Source organism: Kitasatospora sp. DSM 101779, assembly GCF_025655475.1.
In the GTDB taxonomy this organism is placed as follows: Bacteria; Actinomycetota; Actinomycetes; order Streptomycetales; family Streptomycetaceae; genus Kitasatospora.
This window is the reverse complement of the sequence record NZ_JAHTIK010000001.1, coordinates 4,240,947-4,258,837: the sequence shown is the minus strand read 5'-3', so window position 1 is coordinate 4,258,837 and position 17,891 is coordinate 4,240,947. Positions and strand designations below refer to the sequence as shown.

The window sequence follows — 17,891 nt, the reverse complement described above, 5'->3', positions numbered from 1 at the left end:
GGCAGGGGGGCGGGCGGCCAGCGCATCGCCGCCCCCGCCGGCGATCCGGGCGAGCACCCGCGCGAGCGGCGGCCCGCCGGCCCGGCCGGATCCGGCGCCGTCCAGTGCGGCCTGCAGGACGGCGGACTTGTCGCGCCAGCCGCGGGCGGCGACCTCGGCCGGGTAGGCGTCCCAGTCGAGCGGCTGCCAGCCGCCGGGCGGGACCTGGTGGAGCAGCTCGGCGGCGAGCAGCGAGACGGCGGCGTCCACCCGGCCCGGCTCCTCCAGCAGGTCGCAGGCGGGCCGGTCGCCGAGCCGGGTCTCGTAGCCGTCGGCGAGCCGGTCGCGGCGGGCCAGCTCGGTGAGGGCGGCGACCACGCCGGCGTTCAGGTGCTCCGGGTGGCGGCCGAGCCGCCAGGCGGGCAGGGCGACCCGGGTGAGCAGGCGGTCCCACCCCGCGTAGGCGAGGCCGACCTGCTCCTGGGCCGCGATCCGCATCCCGTAGTCGACCGCCCTGGCCTGGTGCGAGGCCCAGGCGGCGGCCGAGCGCTCCAGCTCGGCGGAGTGCCCGCGGCAGGCACCGAGCAGCAGGCGGTTGATCCGGTCGATCACCGCGGCCGGGCCGCGACGGGGCTCGCCGAGCGCGGCGTCCAGGCTGCGGACGAAGCGGCGGGCGGCGGCGATGTCGGCGTCGGCGGCGACGGCCGTGCCGGCCACCACGGGGGCGAGCAGGGCGCGGAGCTCACCCGCCCGCATCCACCACAGGAAGGGCGAGCCGATCACCAGCACGGGCGCCGGGTGCTGGGTGCCCCGGCGGTGCGGGCCGGCGGGCTCCTCCAGCCAGCTGTCGCAGTCCGGGGTCAGCGCGATCCCGGAGGGCACGGGAACCTCCAGGCGCTCCGCGAGGTCGACCAGCAGCCGGTACAGCTCCGGCGCCTCCTCGGGGCGGACCGGGACGGCCGGGGTGACCGGTGGCACGGCCGTGCGGTGCGAGCGGTGCACCAGCCAGCCGGTCACCAGCGCCAGGACGGCGACGGCGGCCATCACCCAGCGGACGGCGTCCCACGCGCCGCCGTCGGGTGAGCCCGGCGCGCCGATCCGGCCGGTGAGACGGCCCGCCACCAGCACGACGGCCAGGGCGGCGGGGAGAACGGTGGCGGCCAGGGCCCAGCCACGGATTCGCAGCACGGCCTGGGCATGCGCGCGTGCGGCGTCGACAGCGGCCATTCGGCGCGGCACCCCCTTCGGAGCGGTCGGAGGCCAGGGGGCCGGGGCCGGGGGGACCGGCGGGACCGGCGCCCGGGGCGCCCGAGCGACTCGAAATGATCAGTATCCGACCGGGACTCGGCGGCAGCCGCCCCCGGTTGTGCATCCTGCATGGCTCTTCTGACAGTGTTGACGCCCTCGTACGGATGGGTGTTCCGGATCGTGCCGCTTTCCACTCGTCCTGGTGACGGCGCGAACAATCCGGACGCCCCCAGCATCCCCCCGGAGGCGTCGCCCCACCCGGTGGCGTCCGCGGTGGCGACACCGCGGGCGGGCGCGATTCAGCGCACCCTACGACCGGAGCCCCGGTTGCGTCAGCCGGATGCCCGATGAGTCACCCGAAGGGCTGGATTCCCGGCTTCGGGGAACCTCCCGCGACGCGCCGAACGGGCCGCGGAACGTCCGAGGGCGCTGCGCCCATGGGGGTGTCCCCGTGGGCGCAGCGCCCTCGGCGCCGTCGACGGAAGTGCGCTACTGCGCGGCCTTCAGCGCGATGTCGGTGCGGTGGTGCGAGCCCTTGAGCGAGATCTTCGCGACGCCGTGGTAGGCGCGCTCGCGGGCCTCGGCGATGTCGGCGCCGGTCGCGGTGACCGACAGCACGCGGCCGCCGGCGCTGAGCACCTCGCCGCCCTCACCCGTCCGGGTGCCCGCGTGCAGCACGTGGGTGTGCTCGTCGGCGACATCGGCCAGGCCCTCGATCGGGTCGCCGGTACGCGGCGCGGCCGGGTAGCCCTCGGCGGCCACGACCACGGTCACCGCGGCGCCCTCGTCCCAGCGCAGCGGCTCCAGGCCGGCGAGGGTGCCGTCGGCGGCGGCCAGCAGCACGCCGGCCAGCGGGGTGCGCAGCCGGGCCAGCACGACCTGGGTCTCCGGGTCGCCGAAGCGGGCGTTGAACTCGATGACGCGGGTGCCGCGCGAGGTCAGCGCGAGGCCCGCGTACAGCAGGCCGGAGAACGGGGTGCCGCGGCGGCGCAGCTCGTCCACGGTCGGCTGCAGGACGGTGGCGAGCACCTCGTCGACCAGGCCCTCGGGGGCCCAGGGCAGCGGCGAGTAGGCACCCATGCCGCCGGTGTTGGGGCCCTCGTCGCCGTCCAGGGCGCGCTTGAAGTCCTGGGCGGGCACGAGCGGCAGCACGGCGGTGCCGTCGGTGATCGCGAAGAGCGAGACCTCGGGGCCGTCCAGGTACTCCTCGATCACCACGCGCTCACAGGCGGCGGCGTGCTCCAGCGCGGCCTCGCGGTCGGAGGTGACCACGACGCCCTTGCCGGCGGCCAGGCCGTCGTCCTTGACCACGTACGGCGCGCCGAAGGCGTCCAGCGCGGCGGCCGCCTCCTCGGCGTCGGTGCAGACGTAGGAGCGGGCGGTCGGCACGCCGGCGGCGGCCATCACGTCCTTGGCGAAGGCCTTGGAGCCCTCCAGCTGCGCCGCGTCGGCGGACGGGCCGAAGACCGGGATGCCGGCCTCGCGCAGCGGGTCGGCGACGCCGGCCACCAGTGGGGCCTCCGGGCCCACCACCACCAGGTCGGCGGCGAGCCCGCGGGCCAGGGCGGTGACGGCCGCGCCGTCCAGCTGGTCGACCGGGTGCACCGTGGCGACCTGCGCGATCCCGGCGTTGCCCGGGGCGCAGTGCAGCTCGGTGACGGCGGGATCGAGGGACAGTGAGCGGCACAGGGCGTGTTCGCGGGCGCCGCCGCCGATTACGAGGACCTTCACGCTTGGCAAGGGTAGTCGGTGGCCGGTTCCCCTCTCGTGCCCCCGGGGTGCCGGCCGTGGCGAAACCTCCGAGGGTGCCGCTTTTCGGCGCATCCGGTCTGGAGGATCCTCCAACCCGGAGCCGGTCCGGGACTCCCCCGCACGGAGCCACGGGCCGCGGGTCATGCCCGCGGGCCCGCCGGCCCTCGCTCGGAAGAGTGAAATCTCGCCGCCGACGAAACCCTCCCACCTCGGCTTCCGGACCCGAATTCGGATAACGATCACAGCCGAAGCGCCCCCACGGTAAGCCATTTGGGGGTAAGAAGTGCTGATGGACGAGAACCGGCGGACCGCCGGAGCACGGCACCATGGGCGGCTCGCACCACCCGCGCACGGAGCCATGTCCGACGATGCGTCGGTTCGACGCACCGTCAGCCGGGCGTCCAGCCAGGACTGCACTGTCACCCGCCACAGGGAGCCCCACAGGTGAGCCAGCCGGAAATGCAACCCGAGGAGAGCCCCTGGGGCAAGGACGTCGGTGAGGAGGACCAGCCCCCGGTGGCCTCGACCGGCCGCACCCCGACGCGTCGACGTACCGATCTGAGTGCCCGTCAATTCCCGCTCGGTGACTGGGGCGAGCCCGCCGAGCGGCTGGAGGAGCTCTACCGCTGGTCCGAGGAGCGGGCCGTCGAGGCGATCGACTGGTACCGCAAGGACCGTGTGTGGAAGCGCCGTTGGGCCCGGCTGCTGCGCTTCGGCGCCGCGGTGTCCGGGGTGGCCGGGGTGAGCGCCCCACTGGTCGGCATGACCGGCGTCCTGGAGGGCGCGGCCGCCTGGGGCTACGTCGGCCTCGCGACGTCCGCCGCCTGCATGCTGACCGACCGCGGTTTCGGCCTCACCTCGGGCTGGATGCGGGACGTCTCCACCGCGCAGGCGCTGCAGCGGCGGTTGGAGGCCTTCCAGTTCGACTGGGCCTCGGAGTGCGTCCGCGAGGTGCTCGGCCCCACCGAGGGCACCGCGGGCGAGGCCGCGGAGCGCTGCCTGGGTGTGCTGCGGCGGTTCTGCGAGGACGTCTCCGACATGGTCCGCACCGAGACCTCGGAGTGGATGCTGGAGTTCCGCGCCACGATGACCCAGCTGCCCACCCAGGCGCCGGGCGTCTGGGGCGGCCGCTCCGAGGGCGGGATCGGTGCCCAGGTGCGGGTGCTGCCGCCGCCGGGCACCCGGCCCACCATGCCGCGCCAGCGCCCGCCGGAGGGGCCGCTGCGCTGATCGCACGCACCGAACCGCAGGGCGGGCCCGCCGTGGCCCGCCCTTCCGTGTTGTGCCGCCCCGACGCCCCCGCTCAGGCGAAGACGATCATCGAGCCCTGGGTGACGCTGCGGGTCGCCGCCGCGTAGAGGCCGGCCCAGGCGTGCCGCTCCCGCGCGAACGGGTGGTGGGCCTCGTCCAGCGGCGGGGCGAAGGGCTGCTCCAGACCGGTCGGCGAGAGCGGCCGGGTCGGTGCCGGCGGTTCGAGCACGTCGATGCCCAACGCCGGCGCCACCGCCTGCAGTTCGCGCAGGAGTCCGTACGAGGAGCCGAGCGGGCCGCCGGTCGCCAGCAGCGCGTCGTCGACCAGCGGGACGGCGAAGTCCACCGGGACGTAGGCCCCGGCGTGGTCGAAGTGCCAGACCAGGTGCGACTGTTCGGCCGTGGACTCGAACATCTCCAGCAGCTGCTCGTAGTCGCCGCCGAGCGCGTCCACCGGGGTGATCTGGAATCCGGTCACGCCCAACAGGTAGGCGCGGCGCAGGAAGTGGAGTGAGTCGTAGTCGAAGGCGGCTATCGGCTCGACCTCCCCGGTGATGCCGGGCGTGTAGCCGTGCACCGGGACCTCGGGCAGCCCGTGGCTCGCCAGCACCGCGTTGTAGCGGACGAGGTCGTCCCGGAAGGGGTTCTCGGGGTTGTAGGTGAGGACGTCCACGAGCGGGACGAGCCAGAGGTCGCAGGCCATGGCCGGCTCATCCTCTCCGGTGGTCGGACGGGCGTGCGCACCGCCGACGGTGGTCGGGGAACGAGCGCCCACCCTACCGGTGCCCCCGGGACCTGCGCGGGCCGAGGACGGCGGACCGGATCAGGACGGGGAGGTCCCGCCCGGCACCGGACCGGAGGGCCGCACCGGCCGCCCGAAGCGCCCCGGTGGGACGGACCGCGGCAGCGGCACCCGGGTGGCCTCGTCCGGCACCGCGGCCGGGGCTGCGGGAGCCGGCACCGGGCCGGCCGCCGCGGCGCCCGCGGCCGGGGCGCGCAGCAGCGCCGCCACCGGCACCGCGTCCGCCTCCTCGCCCGCCAGGCGGGCCAGCAGCTCCAGCGTGAACAGGTTGTACTCGTTCACCACCCGGTGCGCGCCGGACAGGTCGCGGGCCTCGATCCGGTCGACCAGGTCGCCGTGCCGGTCCCAGCAGACGCCGCGGAGGTCCCCCGCCTGCCGCAGGTGGGGGGCGGCGAACATCCAGGACTGCACGCGCAGCCAGCCGAGGTACTCGGCGATCCGGGCGTTCCCGAGCAGGGCCGCGGCCTCCTGCCAGAACCGCAGGTCGCAGCCGACCAGCACGTCGAGCTGGCCCTGCCGGGAGGCGCGGGCAGCCGCGTCCGCCCGGCGGCGCAGCGAGGGCATCCGGGACCAGTCGTAGCCGCCGGAGCCGCGGGCCGGGTGGGCGGTGAGCCGGCGCATCGCACTGTCGGTGAGCAGGGTGCGGGCCTCGAAGATCTCCAGGAAGTCCCGCCAGGTGAACTCCGGGACGGTGAATCCGCGGTGGTGCTCGGCCCGGAGCAGCCCCTGGGCGGCGAGGTCGACCATCGCCTCGCGGGCCGGGGTCGCGGAGACCCCGTAGAGGTCGGCGATCTCCTTGACGGTGAAGTTCCGGCCGGCGGCGAGCCGGCCGGCCATCATCTCCTCGCGCAGCGCATCGGCGATCTGCTCGCGCAGGCTGTTGCGCTGGATCGGGGGACGGGCGGCACCGGTGCCGTACATCGCGGCCACCCCTCCTCGTCAGGTGTCACGGGGCCAGCGCGGAACGCGATGGCGGCTCATCTTCTCAAAGTCGACCCCTGGGTGCACAAGCGCCCCATCACGCCCATAACCGGACACCGGGCACCGGCTGCCGGGGCGGCCGGCCGGCGGGCCCGGGCACAGCGGGCAGCGGCCGGGCGGCGGTCGCCCGGGCGGGACGGCGGCGCAGGGCCGGTGCCGGAGACCGGCGCCGTAGCCCGGCGCCGGAGCTCAGCGCTGGACGGGTGCGGGGATGCCGAGCAGCCGGTCGCGGTGGACCGGGAAGTCGGCGCGGGCCTTGCCGACCTCGGCCGGGTCGAACTCCACCGTGAGCACCTCCTCGTCCTCGCCGGCCTCACCGAGCACCCGGCCCCACGGGTCCACCACCAGGCTGTGCCCGGCCTGCGGCACACCGCCGTGGGTGCCCGCCGTGTTGCAGGCCAGGACGAACGCCTGCTCCTCGACGGCCCGGGCGCGGGCCAGCAGCGTCCAGTGCTCGCGGCGGCGCTCCGGCCAGGCGGCCGGGACCACGAGCAGCTCGGCGCCGTCGTCCAGCAGCGCGCGGAAGAGTTCGGGGAAGCGCAGGTCGTAGCAGGTCGCGAGTCCGAGCCGGCCGAGGTCGGTGGCGGCGGTGACGATCTCCTGGCCCGCGCCCATCGCGACCGCCTCACCGCTGTCGAAACCGAAGCGGTGGATCTTCCGGTAGGTGTGGGTGAGGGCGCCGTCCGGCGCGAACAGCAGCGAGGTGTTGTAGATCGGACCGTCCGGATCGCGTTCGACGATCGAACCGGCGTGCAGCCACACCCGGGCCGCCCTGGCGGCCGCCGACATGGCTTCGGCGGTGGGTCCGTCCAGGGGCTCGGCCCCGCTCGACCACGCCTCGTAGGCGAAGCCGCCGAGCGCCCAGAGCTCCGGCAGCACCACCAGATCCGCGCCCTCCTGGGCCCGGACCAGCGCCGCAGCGCGGGACCGCCGCTCGGCGGGCGGCTCGGAATCGGAGACCGCGAGTTGGATCAATGAAGCGCGCACAGTACCACCGTCCACGACAAGAGTCCTACGATCATCACCCGAAAGCGCTGCCCCGCTGTGACCCGACAGCGTAACGTGCGGGTAGCACTTGCGCCCCCAGGTCCCGGCGGCGGCCGGCGGCGCGTGTTGGAAGCTGACGGAGGGCCGGAGATACCCGTGACGGACAACCAGACCGTGCAGGCATACACCGACGCGTGGACGCAGTCCATCGAGTCCGTGGCCGAGCTGCTGGCCCCGCTGCCCACCGACTCGTGGAACCGGCCCACCGAATGCCCGGGCTGGTCGGTCCGCGACATCGTCTCGCACATCATCGCCGTCGAGTCCGAGCTGCTCGGCGACCCCCGGCCGATCCACTCCCTCCCCCGCGACCTGCGGCACGTCACCACCGACTTCGCCCGCTACGTCGAGCTGCCGGTCGACAAGCGCCGCTGCCACACCCCGGTGGAGATCACCAGCGAGCTGGAGTACACCGTCATCCGCCGCTCGCGGGCCCTGCGCAACGCCCGCCACCAGCCGGAGGACCTCGTCCGCTGGCCGGCCGGCCCGCTCTCCCGGGACATCAGCTACACCGAGCTGCTGCGCAACCGCGCCTTCGACGTCTGGGTGCACGAGCAGGACCTGCGGCGCGCCCTGCAGGTGCCCGGCAACCTGGACTCCCCCGGCGCGGTGGTCGCCCGCGACTACCTGGTCCAGGGGCTGCCCAAGGTGGTCGCCAAGCTCGCCGGGGCACCGGCTGGCTCGACGGTGGTCTTCGACGTCTCCGGCCACCTGGAGTTCCTGCGCACCGTCCGGGTGAACGCCGCCGGCCACGCCAGCGTGGACACCTCCGTCGGCCTCGCGCCCGACGTCCAGTTCCACCTCGACTGGGAGACCTACCTCCGGCTCGCCTGCGGCCGGGTCCGCCCCGAGGTCGCCGCCCACACCGTCCGCGTCGACGGCGACACCGAACTCGCCGCCCGCATCCTGGCCCACTTCGCCCTGACTCCCTGACCGTCCGGCCGCCGGAACCGCGGGGGCACCTCCCCTGGCGCACTCCCCCGCGCGCGGGTGGCACGCGCCCTCGCACCTCCGTACGACACCTGCCGACCGCCACATCACGCGTTCGGACTCGTTGATGCGCACAGCACCCATCACCGAGAGTGAAGGAGGGGGCGGTATGCACGACGAGACCGACATGGCGTTGGTGCCGTCGAGCTTCCCGATCACGGGGCAGCCGATCAGGGTGGTGATGATCGACGGGGAACCGTGGTTCGTCACCGCGGAGTACAACCCGCATCAGGCGGGTTGATCTTCTCGCCGCAACCCTAGCCTCAGGCGAGGGTAATGGCGTTTCCGCAGGTGGAAAACCCTACGGGCGCGGGAACCCATGGGTCGGAGTGATCAGCGAGGTCGGCTTGTACCAACTGATCATGCGCTCCGACATGGAAGCCGCCCGGCCCTCCAGGAGTGGATCACCGGCGACCTGTTGCCCTCCATCAGGCGCGGCGACTTCGACCTCGGCCATCACCGGATGCGGATGGCCGAGACCCTGGCCGAGGCGGTCGGGGAGCAGGTGGAGATCCTGACCGACATCACGCGCGGTGACGACATCGGTGCCCACGTCCGCTCGGACGGCACTTTGCACTGCCGGCACGGCGAGATGGAGTTCCGGGTGCCGTCCCGCGGCGAGGACAGCGGGCCGCCGTGCGGCCCGTACTACGACTTCCCGAGCGTGGAGCGGGTCGGGATCCGCGGGAGCGTGGTGCTGCCCGCGCTGCCCGCGGCTGAAACTCGTCGAGTTGATCCGGCACCTGGCCGAGACCGGCTGCCGCAACCACCCGGGCGGCACGGTCCGGTGCGAGCTCGGCCGGGTCACCTTCACCGGGGTACCGCTCGACATCGCGGACCTGCTCCGGGAGATCGGGGAGGTCCGAGTCGTAACCCTCAGCCGGACTCAGGGTTTCTGACCTGCGAGAACGCCAACACCCTCACGTGAAGTGAGGGTATGGGCGTTTCAGTGCCCGGCCCTGCGGCGGAGCCGGAGGATCATCGCGGTGCCGACCGCCAGCGGCACGTACTGCCAGCAGAAGGCCCAGCGGTAGGCCTCGGCGGAGTGGGTGCCGCCGGCGCCGGCGAGGGCGTCGAGGAGGACGCCGATGCCGAGCAGGGTGACGACGGCGCCGACGAAGCCGCCCATGTTGGCGATGCCGGAGGCGGTACCGAGGCGCTCGGCGGGGTTGTGCGAGCGGGCGTAGTCGAGGCCGATCAGCGAGGCGGGGCCGTTGCTGCCCATGACGGCGATCAGCACCACCAGCAGCCAGAGCGGCGGGCGTCCGCCGGGCCAGCCGAGGGCGGTGGCCCAGCAGAGCGCGGTGGCGGTGATCACCGCGAGAGCGAGCGGCATCCGGCTGCGCGGGCTGCGGGAGACCGTCCGGCCGAAGACCAGCGCGAAGACCATGTTGCTGACCACGAGCAGGGTGAGCAGTCCGCCGGCCTCGGTGCGGCTCATGCCCTGGCCCTCGACCAGGTAGGGCATGCCCCAGAGCAGGCCGAAGGCGCTGGCGGGAAAGGCGGTGGTGAAGTGCACCCACAGGCCGAGCCGGGTGCCGGGTTCGGCCCAGGCGTCCCGGATCTGGCGGCGGACGGAGGTCGCCGGGGCGGTGGTGCCGCGGCGGGCCCGCCGGTCGTGGCCGGGCCCCTCCCGCAGGACGAGTCCGACCAGCGCGAAGATCCCGACGCCGGCGAGCGAAACGGCCGCGAAGGTGGCCGTCCAGCCCTGTTCGTGCAGGGCTCGGGCGAGGACGACCGTGGTGACCAGGTTTCCGCCGACCCCGACCAGGCCGGTGAGCTGGGCGATCAGCGGGTTCCGGTCGGCCGGGAACCAGTGCGCGGCGATCCGGAGCACGCTGATGAAGGTCATGGCGTCGCCGCAGCCGAGCACGGCCCGGGAGGCGAGGGCCGGGCCGAAGGAGCTCGCGAAGGCGAAGGCGAGCTGCCCGGTGCTCATCAGCAGGACGCCCAGCAGCAGCACCCGCCGGGCGCCCTGGCGGTCCACCAGCAGGCCGACCGGGATCTGCATGGCGGCGTAGACCAGGACCTGCAGGATGGCGAAGGTGGAGAGGGCGGAGGCACCGATCCCGAAGCGGGTGGCGGCGTCGAGGCCGGCCACGCCGAGGCTGGTGCGGTGGACGACCGCGAGGAGGTAGACCGAGGCGCCGACGGCCCAGGCCGCCCAGGCGGCGCGGCCGCCGGGCGGGAGGGGACGGACGAGGGTCTGCGGCGGGACGAGGGGGGACGGGGGACGGGTGGTGCCGACGGGGTCCGCGCTCATGGCCCCTGAGCCTAGTCATCCCATGACCGGATCAATCGGGCAGGGTACGAACCGGGTCCGGCCCCGGACACGCGGCGGACCGGCGGCAGCGGGCCGGGGCGCGGGGTCAGCCGGTCAGTGTCCAGCTCACGGTGCGGGTCATGTAGCGGTCCCGGAAGGCCTCGTCCCGCACCCAGTCGGTGGTGTCGCGGACGGTCGCGGTGACGGTGGCGCGGGCGCCGGGCGCCAGCGACAGGGCGGTGGTGTCCAGCCAGGTGTCGCCGGGGGCCGCGACCGGCCGCCCGTTCACCGTCCACTCGACGGCGAGTTGGCGCGGTCCCTCCAGGGGCACCGCGCTCACCTGGAGCCGCGGCCGCCCGGAGACCACGCCGGGTGTGGGCGAGGCGCCGTCCAGTGGCTTCACCCGGCGGTAGACCTGTTCGACGATCGCCTCGCGCGAGGGCAGGTTGTACTGCCCGCCGAGGGTGCGCATCACCGAGTCGGCGGTCGGCCGGTAGAGGCCGTTGGCACTGCGGTAGGCGCCCACCACGCCGCCGCCGTCCGGCGAGGTGGCGCCGAGCCAGCGCCACCACTTGGTGTGGGTCCGCAGCATCTCGTCGGCGTCGACGGCCGAGAGGTTGGCGTAGCCGGGGTCGTTGGGGGCGCTGTCGTACTCGTCGCCGAGGTCGCCGACGGTGTGGCCGATCTCGTGCTGGATGATCCGGCCGGCGTCGGGGCTGCCGCCGGCCAGGGTGGTGACGCCGGTGCCTCCGGCGCCGCCGTACTCCTCGGAGTTGGCGAGCGCTATCAGGTACTGCGGTCCGGCGTCCTCGCCGGCGTAGCGGGCGGTGGCGGACTCGTCGGCGCAGAGCAGCCGGGCGGTGCCCTCGCACCAGAAGTGCATGCCGAGCGGGGTGTCGGTGGGCCGGCCGTCCTCGGCCTCGGCTATGCCGGAGACCGGGGAGACCACCTCGACCCTCCGTATGTTGAAGAAGTTCTGGTAGGTCCGGAACGGCTCGATCTCCATCAGGGCCCGCCAGGCCCGGTCGGCCTGTTCCCGGAAGAGCGGCTGCTGGGCGGCGGTGTAGCCATCGCCGAGCAGCACCAGGGTGATCCGGTTGGCCGGGTCGCCGGCCCGGCGGATGTCCACGCTCGGGGCGGCGCCGGGCGCCCGGAGGTCGATCCGGTTCTGGGCGGGCGGCGCACCGCGGTCGGTGAGCGGCCCGGCGGGCGGCCCTATCACCGCGGACGGTGCGGGCGCCGCGACCTCGAGCGCCGCGGGCAGCACGGCGGCCGACATCAGCACGAGTGCGGCCAGACTCCGGACGATCCGGCCAGGGTTGCCAGGCGGCATGCGGGTGCGTCCTCCGGGCTCCGGTCACCCGGCGGGGACCCGGGTGGTGGTCGCACAGACGTACCCCTCGCGACACGCCCGGCCGACCGGACGAACCCGAAGTTCGCCGGACCGGCCCAATGCCGCACCGGTGTGTCGGCTGGCCCCGGGGCTCCCGGCTGCCCCGGCGAATCCCGGGCCGGCCCCCGCTCAGCCCCCGTCAGCCCCCGCTCACCCGCCGCGCAGGGCGGTGAGCGGGTCGGTCCCGGCCGCCCGGACGGCCGGGTAGAGGCCGGCGAGCAGGCCGACCGCGGAGCCGAGCAGCGGCGCCGGCAGGGTGGCCCAGGGCTGCAGGACGGCCGTCCAGTCCCGGGCGGCGGCGACCGCGAGCACGGTGAGCACGCCGAGACAGGTGCCGATCAGTCCGCCGAGGGTGCCGAGTGCGGTCGACTCGGTGAGGAACTGCGCGGCGATGTGGCGGGTGCGGGCGCCCAGGGAGCGGCGCAGGCCGATCTCGGGGGTGCGTTCGAGCACGGCGACCAGGGTGGTGTTGGCGATCCCGACCGCGCCCACGACCAGGCAGATGGCGGCCAGCGCCAGGAAGAGGCCGGTGAGGTCGGAGGTGACCCGGTCGCGCAGGCCGTGCGGGTCCGGCGGGGCCGTGACGGTCAGCAGGTCCGGGGCGTCCGGGCGCAGGGCCACGGCCAGCTGGTCGGCGACCACGGCGGCGGCGCCGACCCGGGTGGCGGCGATCAGGTGCGCGGCCTCGTCGTCGGCGGTGCCTGGATTGCCGAAGCGCTCCAGCGCGGTGGAGCCGGGGACGATCATGCCGAGCATGGTGTCCGGCAGCCGTTCGACCTGGTCGTAGACGCCGATCACGGTGTACGGCAGGCCCTGGATGAAGATCGCGGGCTGGGCGTCCAGCCGGGTCACCCCGAGCCTCGTGGCCGCCGTCCGGCTGAGCAGCACCACCGGCAGCGCGGCGGACTGGGCGTACCGGTCGAGGGTCACTCCGGCGGCCAGCGTCGGGTGCACCGCGGCGACGGCGCCGGGGGTGGCGGCGAACAGCGCGAGCCCCTGGACGCCGGGGCCGGTCGCGGGGGCGGCAGAGATCCGCAGGTCGTCCGAGGGGATCCGCCACCACAGGCCGGCCGCGGTGACGCCGTCGATCCGGCCGGCCCGCGCGTCGGAGTCGGCGGGGAAGCCGCTCGGCGGGTTGGCGCCCGGCGGGACGCCGTCCGTCACGGGGTGGTCGGTGACGGTCACCGTAGTCGCCCGCGCCAGGTCGAACCGGGCGCCGATCTGCCCGGAGGCGGTGGCGGTCAGGCCCAGCACCGCGACGAACGAGCCGATGCCCAGCACCGTGCCGAGCATGGTGAGCGCCGAGCGGCCGGGGCGCTGCAGCACGCCCGCCAGTGCCTCGGCCAGCAGGTCGCGCGGCCCGAGCCGGGAGGGCGGGCCGACCGGGCCGGTGGCGCTCATCGGACGGCCGCCGGCTCGGTCAGCCGGCCGTCCGCGATCCGGACCACCCGGCGGGCCCGGGCGGCCACCGCAGGATCGTGGGTGATCATCACCACGGTGTAGCCCTCGCCGTTGAGCCGCTCGAACTGCTCCAGCACGGCGGCCGCGCTCGCGGAGTCCAGGTTGCCGGTGGGCTCGTCGCAGAGCAGCAGGTCGGGCCGGTTGACCAGGGCGCGGGCGATGGCGACCCGCTGCCGCTCGCCGCCGGAGAGCGTGGTGGGCAGCGCCTCCACCCGGTGGCCGAGGCCGACCCGTTGCAGGGCCTCCCGGGCCGCCGTCCGGCGCTCCGCCCGGGGGGTGCGGTGATAGACCTGGGCGAGCTGCACGTTCTCCTCGGCGGTGCGGTGCGGCAGCAGCTGGAAGGACTGAAAGACGAAGCCGATCCGGCGGCCCCGGAGGGTGGAGCGGTCCCGGTCGCGGAGGCTGCCGGTGTCGATGCCGTCCAGCGCGTAGCGGCCGGTGGTCGGGGTGTCGAGCAGGCCCAGCAGGTGGAGCAGGGTGGACTTGCCGGAGCCGGACGGGCCGGTCACCGCCACGAACTCACCGCGCCGCACGGACAGGTCGCAGGGGTGCAGTGCGGTGACCGGCGGCGGGCCGGCGAAGCTGCGGCCCACCCCCTCCAGTCGGATCACCTCGCTCACCGGCCGACCACCACCTGGTCGCCCGGCTGCAGCTGCGCGGCCTGCACGGGGATGACGGACACGTACCCGTCGGCGTTCACCCCGGTGGTCACCGGCACGGTGACCTTGCGGCCCGTGGAGCCGATCCGGGTGACGGCCGTCCGCCCGGTGGCGTCGGTGTAGACGGCGGCGACCGGCACGCACAGCACCGGCTGGGCGGTGGCACTGCGCTGGACGGTGATGCGGACGTTCTGGCCGCTCAGTGCGGCGGGCAGCGGCTCGTCCGGGGTGATCCGCAGCGGGACGTAGGCGGCTGCGGGCGGGGCGGCCGGTGCCGCCGGCGCGGCCGCAGCGCCACCGGAGGCGCTGCCGGTGGCCGAGCCGGAGCCGGACGCGGCAGCGGCGCCGCCGATCGCGATCACCCGGCCCGCCGGTGCCGCGGTGGTCCGCGGGCCGAGCTCGGCGACCTTGCCCCGCACCACCGTGCCGGTGTTCTCGGCGAGGATCTCCACGGCCATGCCCGGGGCGATCCCGGGTGCCTGCCCGGGGGTGAGCTGGCCGGTGACCACCAGGTCGCCGCTGGTCAGCGAGAGCAGTGGACCTGCGACGGGCCCGCCGACGGCGGCGTTGACCGCGGTCACGGCGGCCGGCAGCACCGGCAGGAAGACCGCCTCGCCGGCCGGCACCACCGGCCCGTCGGCCTCCTCCGCCCGGGCCAGTGCCGCCCGGTCGTCGGACAGCTTCCGCTCGGCCTCGTCGAGCTGGGCGGCGAGGTCCGGCAGGACGCTCTGGCCGGCCTGGTCGGACGGGGCGGCGGAGGCACCGTCCGACGGCGGGGCCGCAGGGGCCGACTGCCGGGACTTCAGCTCGTCGACGGTGCGCTGATCGGCGTCCACGGCGCGCTTCGCGGCATCCACGGCCTGCGCGGCTGCCGCGCCCGCGGTAGGTGCGGGGTGTCCGATCTGCCGGTAGAAGTCGGTGACGGCGCGCGCGGTGCCCGGGCCGTACTCCCCCTCGGCATCCCCGCCTCGGAGGTGGCCGAGCTCGGCCAGCGCGGCCTGCAGCTGGGCGACGTCGGACCCGCTGGCGCCCGGCTTGAGGTCCCGGTAGGCCGGCACCGCACCCTTGAGGACGAACAGCGGCCGGCCGGAGACCTCGGCGAGCAGCTGCCCGTTGGCCACGGCGTCACCCGCCTTCACCGAGAGGGCGGAGACGTACAGCTGCGTGATCTCCGGGGAGGACGGCGCCGGGGTGACGTCGTACCGGGTGGGCGGGTAGACCTGGCCGCGGGTGACCGTGGAGCGGGTCAGCACCTTCATCGCCGCCTCGGCGGTGAGCACGCTGCCGGGCGGCGGGGCGGTGTCGGCGGCCCGCTCGGCGGGCGACTTGACGAGTCCGGCCGCGCCCAGGCCGCCGCAGGCGACCAGTGCCGCCGAGGCGGCGACGGCCAGCAGGGCCCGCCGGCGCCGGACCAGCCGCGACCGGCCGGATCCGACCGTCTCGGCGGCGGTCTCCTCCCCGTCGAATTCGCGCTCCGGTTCCCGAATCAGATCGCCCACTGCCATGTCACCAGCCATCGCCGCTGCTCGTCGGAGGAATTCACGTGCACCGGACCGGGTGATTCCGAATTCCCCACCGCATCCGGATCGAGCCGCTTCAGCCTACCCGCGCGACCCTCTTCGCCATGCGATCCGCGGGTCGCGAATTTCGTGCCGAACTTCCCGTACACGCACGGAATTCGGCCGTTCGGGGCAGCTCTGCGAGCACACCCGCGGCAAGATCGCATCCCGGGTTCGACCGTCCGGCGCACAGGAGCGCACGCACGGTGTCCACGAACCCTGAATACGGGCATTCGACGTGATTCCGACGGAATACCGCGGAAAAGAGAGGCGGGTTTTCAGGACCGGCGGGGACGCAGCACGAGGTGGGTGGCGACGCCGAGCAGCAGTCCCCAGAAGGCCGCGCCGATGCCGAACAGCGTCATGCCCGAGGCGGTCGCCAGGAACGTCACCACGGCGCCGTCCCGGCCGTGCTCGTCGGCGACCGCACCTGCCAGACTGCCCTGGAACGAGGCGAGCAGCGCCACCCCGGCGATCACCGCGATCAGCACGTGCGGCAGCCCGGTGAACAGGCTGACCAGCACCCCGCCGAAGCTGCCCACCAGCAGGTACAGCACGCCCGCGGACATCCCGGCGACGTAGCGCCGCCGCGGGTCGGGGTGGCTCTCCTCGCTGGTGCAGATCGCGGCGGTGATGGCGGCGAGGTTGACGCCCGGCGAGCCGAACGGCGCCAGCAGCACGGAGACCGCGCCGGTGGCGCCCACCAGCATCCGGTCGTCCGGCCGGTAGCCGGAGGCCCGCATGATGCCGAGGCCCGGGGCGTTCTGCGAGGCCAGGGCCACGATGGTGAGCGGCAGTGCCAGGCCGACGGTCGCCGCCCAGGAGAAGCCCGGCACGGTGAGCACCGGCCGGGTCGGCCCGCCCGACCCCAGCTGCAGGGGCAGCCCGACGGTGGCCGCGGCGAGCACCGCGCCGGCCAGCAGCGCCAGCGGGACGGCGTACCGCGGAAGCCACCGCTTGGCGAGCAGGAAGGCGCCGAAGGTGCCGAGCACCAGGACGGGAGCACCCCGCAGCTCGGTGAAGATCCCGGCGCCGAAGGTGAACAGGATGCCGGCCAGCATCGCGTTGACGATGCCGACCGGGATCGCCCGCACCAGCCGGCCGAACAGACCGGTGGCGCCGAGCACGGCCACGGCGACGGAGGAGAGCAGGAAGGCGCCGACCGCCTCCCGGTACGGATAGGCGCCGAGGCTGCCGACCAGCAGGGCCGCGCCGGGGGTGGACCAGGCGGTGATCACCGGGGTCCGCGTCCACCAGCTGAGCAGCAGGCAGGTCAGGCCACTGCCGATCGACACCGCCCAGATCCAGGAGGCGGTGTGCGCCGGGTCCAGGTGCCCGGCGGAGGCCGCGGCGAGCACCACCACCAGCGGCCCCGAGAAGGAGACGGCGATGCAGACCAGACCGGCCAGCAGGGCCGGCAGCGAGACGTCGCGCCGCAGCGAGGGCCGCGGCTCGGACAGGACGGGGGCGGCGGCCTCGACCTGCACCGCGGTCTGACGATCGGACATGGGAGCAGTATCGCCGAGGGACCCCGGAGACCCGGAGGAAATATCCCGGCCCCACCTGCCGCTCCCGGGCCGGTCGTGCCCGCGGGGGTGTCCGACGTCAGGCCGGCGACTCCGCCGTGGCCGCCGCAGCCACCCGCGCGCCCGGTGGCGGGGTGCTGCTCGCGGTCGGGCGCCTCGTCCGCCGCGGACGGTCCGGGAACGACGCCGGCCCCGCCCCCACGGAGGGGACGGGGCCGGCGGCGTGCGCGAAGGGTCAGGCCCAGGTGATGAGCCGCTTCGGGCGTTCCAGGATCGCGGCGATGTCCGCGAGCACCTTGGAGCCGAGTTCGCCGTCGACCAGGCGGTGGTCGAAGGAGAGTGCCAGCGTGGTGACCTGACGGGGCACCACCTTGCCCTTGTGCACCCAAGGCATCTCCCGGACCGCACCGAAGGCGAGGATGGCCGCCTCGCCCGGGTTGAGGATCGGGGTGCCGGTGTCGACGCCGAAGACGCCGACGTTGGTGATGGTGATCGAGCCGCCCTGCATGTCCGCGGGCGAGGTCTTGCCCTCACGCGCGGTGTCGACCAGCTCGCCGAGCGAGAGGGCCAGCTGGGTCAGGGTCTTGCCGCCGGCGTCCTTGATGTTCGGGACGATCAGGCCGCGCGGCGTGGCCGCCGCGATGCCCAGGTTGACCTGCCCCTTGATCACGATCTCCTGGGCGGCCTCGTCCCAGGCGGCGTTGATCTCCGGGTGCCGCTTGACCGCGGTGAGCAGCGCCTTGGCGACCAGCAGCAGCGGCGAGACGCGGACGTCCCGGCCGAGCTCGCCGGTCTCCTTGAGCTTGCGGACCAGCTTCATCGTGCGGGTCACGTCGATCTGGACGAACTCGGTGACGTGCGGCGCGGTGAAGGCCGAGGAGACCATGGCGGCCGCAGTGGCCTTGCGGACGCCCTTGATCGGCACCCGCACGTCGCCCGCGCCGCTCGCCACGGGGGCGGCGGCCGGCGCGGCCTGCGGGGCC

Annotated in this window: 16 protein-coding genes; 3 read left to right on the top strand and 13 right to left on the bottom strand. The window is 74.8% G+C overall.

Annotation, left to right across the window (positions count from 1 at the left end):
- On the bottom strand, positions 1-1,206 hold a 1,206-nt coding region (locus KSNIM_RS19320), incomplete at its 3' end, for a hypothetical protein (RefSeq protein WP_263104453.1).
- Positions 1,207-1,716: 510 nt separating this feature from the next.
- Positions 1,717-2,958 carry a phosphoribosylamine--glycine ligase gene (gene purD, locus KSNIM_RS19315; protein ID WP_263104452.1) on the bottom strand — a complete coding sequence of 414 codons (1,242 nt, stop codon included), beginning with the start codon at positions 2,956-2,958 and terminating at the stop codon, positions 1,717-1,719.
- A gap of 465 nt (positions 2,959-3,423) precedes the next feature.
- Here purD and KSNIM_RS19310 point away from each other — a divergent pair, with 465 nt between their 5' ends.
- Entirely contained in the window at positions 3,424-4,209 is a 786-nt protein-coding gene (locus KSNIM_RS19310; protein ID WP_411543744.1) for an SLATT domain-containing protein, read from the top strand.
- A gap of 73 nt (positions 4,210-4,282) precedes the next feature.
- Here the strand turns inward: KSNIM_RS19310 and KSNIM_RS19305 are convergent, their stop codons facing one another.
- The 3 genes from KSNIM_RS19305 to KSNIM_RS19295 form a co-directional block, all read right to left on the bottom strand.
- Positions 4,283-4,933, bottom strand: a complete 651-nt coding sequence (locus tag KSNIM_RS19305; protein ID WP_263104451.1) for a hypothetical protein — start codon at positions 4,931-4,933, stop codon at positions 4,283-4,285.
- A 120-nt stretch (positions 4,934-5,053) separates the two neighbouring features.
- Positions 5,054-5,953: a GntR family transcriptional regulator gene (locus tag KSNIM_RS19300; RefSeq protein WP_317634111.1), complete on the bottom strand. Its 900-nt coding sequence runs from the start codon at positions 5,951-5,953 to the stop codon at positions 5,054-5,056.
- Positions 5,954-6,202: 249 nt separating this feature from the next.
- Complete coding sequence (locus KSNIM_RS19295) at positions 6,203-7,000, bottom strand: carbon-nitrogen family hydrolase (RefSeq protein ID WP_263104450.1); 798 nt, start codon at positions 6,998-7,000, stop codon at positions 6,203-6,205.
- A gap of 156 nt (positions 7,001-7,156) precedes the next feature.
- Here KSNIM_RS19295 and KSNIM_RS19290 point away from each other — a divergent pair, with 156 nt between their 5' ends.
- Positions 7,157-7,990: a maleylpyruvate isomerase family mycothiol-dependent enzyme gene (locus KSNIM_RS19290; RefSeq protein WP_263104449.1), complete on the top strand. Its 834-nt coding sequence runs from the start codon at positions 7,157-7,159 to the stop codon at positions 7,988-7,990.
- A gap of 166 nt (positions 7,991-8,156) precedes the next feature.
- Positions 8,157-8,288, top strand: coding sequence for a hypothetical protein (locus KSNIM_RS19285; RefSeq protein WP_263104448.1), 132 nt, complete (start codon positions 8,157-8,159; stop codon positions 8,286-8,288).
- Between the two features lie 60 nt (positions 8,289-8,348).
- Here KSNIM_RS19285 and KSNIM_RS19280 read toward each other — a convergent pair whose 3' ends face one another.
- From KSNIM_RS19280 to KSNIM_RS19245, 8 genes are all read right to left on the bottom strand, one after another.
- Entirely contained in the window at positions 8,349-8,600 is a 252-nt protein-coding gene (locus tag KSNIM_RS19280) for a hypothetical protein (RefSeq protein WP_263104447.1), read from the bottom strand.
- A gap of 393 nt (positions 8,601-8,993) precedes the next feature.
- Entirely contained in the window at positions 8,994-10,310 is a 1,317-nt protein-coding gene (locus KSNIM_RS19275) for an MFS transporter (protein ID WP_263104446.1), read from the bottom strand.
- Positions 10,311-10,416: 106 nt separating this feature from the next.
- Positions 10,417-11,643 (bottom strand): M64 family metallopeptidase, encoded by a 1,227-nt coding sequence (locus tag KSNIM_RS19270; protein WP_263104445.1) that lies wholly within the window; start codon positions 11,641-11,643, stop codon positions 10,417-10,419.
- Positions 11,644-11,853: 210 nt separating this feature from the next.
- Positions 11,854-13,104: an ABC transporter permease gene (locus tag KSNIM_RS19265; protein ID WP_263104444.1), complete on the bottom strand. Its 1,251-nt coding sequence runs from the start codon at positions 13,102-13,104 to the stop codon at positions 11,854-11,856.
- Complete coding sequence (locus KSNIM_RS19260) at positions 13,101-13,784, bottom strand: ABC transporter ATP-binding protein (protein ID WP_317634036.1); 684 nt, start codon at positions 13,782-13,784, stop codon at positions 13,101-13,103. The genes KSNIM_RS19265 and KSNIM_RS19260 overlap by 4 nt, the downstream gene beginning before the upstream one ends.
- Positions 13,781-15,322: a peptidoglycan-binding protein gene (locus KSNIM_RS19255; protein ID WP_263104443.1), complete on the bottom strand. Its 1,542-nt coding sequence runs from the start codon at positions 15,320-15,322 to the stop codon at positions 13,781-13,783. The genes KSNIM_RS19260 and KSNIM_RS19255 overlap by 4 nt, the downstream gene beginning before the upstream one ends.
- Before the next feature lie 338 nt (positions 15,323-15,660).
- Complete coding sequence (locus KSNIM_RS19250; protein ID WP_263104442.1) at positions 15,661-16,890, bottom strand: benzoate/H(+) symporter BenE family transporter; 1,230 nt, start codon at positions 16,888-16,890, stop codon at positions 15,661-15,663.
- A gap of 253 nt (positions 16,891-17,143) precedes the next feature.
- The coding region (locus KSNIM_RS19245) for a dihydrolipoamide acetyltransferase family protein (protein WP_263104441.1) at positions 17,144-17,891 on the bottom strand (748 nt) is incomplete at its 5' end.

Bases quoted from the DNA above. Each gene is read 5' to 3' on its own strand.
- KSNIM_RS19305 (WP_263104451.1), bottom strand. From the start codon at position 4,933: ATGGCCTGCGACCTCTGGCTCGTCCCGCTCGTGGACGTCCTCACCTAC.
- KSNIM_RS19300 (WP_317634111.1), bottom strand. From the start codon at position 5,953: ATGTACGGCACCGGTGCCGCCCGTCCCCCGATCCAGCGCAACAGCCTG.
- KSNIM_RS19285 (WP_263104448.1), top strand. From the start codon at position 8,157: ATGCACGACGAGACCGACATGGCGTTGGTGCCGTCGAGCTTCCCGATC.
- KSNIM_RS19275 (WP_263104446.1), bottom strand. From the start codon at position 10,310: ATGAGCGCGGACCCCGTCGGCACCACCCGTCCCCCGTCCCCCCTCGTC.
- KSNIM_RS19270 (WP_263104445.1), bottom strand. From the start codon at position 11,643: ATGCCGCCTGGCAACCCTGGCCGGATCGTCCGGAGTCTGGCCGCACTC.
- KSNIM_RS19265 (WP_263104444.1), bottom strand. From the start codon at position 13,104: ATGAGCGCCACCGGCCCGGTCGGCCCGCCCTCCCGGCTCGGGCCGCGC.
- KSNIM_RS19250 (WP_263104442.1), bottom strand. From the start codon at position 16,890: ATGTCCGATCGTCAGACCGCGGTGCAGGTCGAGGCCGCCGCCCCCGTC.